General features: G+C 40.9%; 1 protein-coding gene. It reads left to right on the top strand.

All coding sequences use genetic code 11. From position 1 onward, the window contains the following. Positions 1-351: 351 nt before the first annotated feature. On the top strand, positions 352-852 hold the full coding sequence (locus G7Y39_RS13435; protein ID WP_165157931.1) for a DUF6717 family protein: 501 nt from the start codon (positions 352-354) through the stop codon (positions 850-852). The last annotated feature ends 47 nt before the right edge of the window (positions 853-899 follow it).

Here is an 899-nt window from a genome sequence, read left to right as displayed (position 1 = left end):
AAAAGCATCTTAGGTCCATCCCCCAAGTATCTTAGGTGCGTTGGCAAAGTATCTTAGGTGCGTGGCGCAAGTATCCTAACCTACTTTTTGCTCAGCCTTCGTCGCATTGGGGGCGTGTTGGTAAGCAATGACCTTCTCAAAAGATAGCCCCCACCCTCACAACTTTTCTATAGAGTCGAAATGTTTCGGAATACCTAGTCAAGCAGCTGTGCCGTAAAATAATTTCCGAATTATGCAAATATACATAAATCATTGAGATACAGTCCATTTTGATAACTCAAATTAAGTACATAGCTTTGCGGTGTTCGTTTACAAAATCCCATTTATTTAATCATTTAAAATTTATCAGTCATGAGTAATCTAAAAACTTACTTCAAGAAAAGTGTGGCCGTATTCAAGAAAAGTTCCGCCTATGTAAGAACTATACCGGTTCTTGCCAAAGCGATATATCATGCAATGGTAGGCAATGGAATTTATAGGGTATCATTTACCAAAATAGGGCGAAAATGGTACTGCAATGTCCCGGGCTTTCCCAAAGAGCTGTCTGAACATACGCTGATGGTCGGCGGTGCTTCCAAGTTTCTCGAATATTACTCCCGTGGAGAAAATGAGATTGTGGCTGGTATCAGAATTGCCAAGGAATGGGAAGATGAGTTCTATTGCGGAGTCAGATTGTATAAAGTAAGTTCCACTTTAACGGGTGGCGCTTTCTATAAAGACCCAAGCGGATATGCTGGTGAAGAGCTTTGGCTTTGTCCCGTCACCTTGTTCTTATTGGGCAGGTACCCGAAACTGATCTTTATCTATAAGATTAACAAGAACTACCTGCATTGTCCCATCTATATTGAGTAATTGGGGATCCTCGTAGTTGCGAAGAAGAGAAATCGATACTAATTATC

This window comes from Parabacteroides sp. ZJ-118 (assembly GCF_011038785.1).
In the GTDB taxonomy this organism is placed as follows: Bacteria; Bacteroidota; Bacteroidia; order Bacteroidales; family Tannerellaceae; genus Parabacteroides.
Note: the sequence above shows the minus strand (reverse complement) of the source record. Positions and strands in the feature narration are given on the sequence as shown.

Bases quoted from the DNA above. Each gene is read 5' to 3' on its own strand.
- G7Y39_RS13435 (WP_165157931.1), top strand. From the start codon at position 352: ATGAGTAATCTAAAAACTTACTTCAAGAAAAGTGTGGCCGTATTCAAG.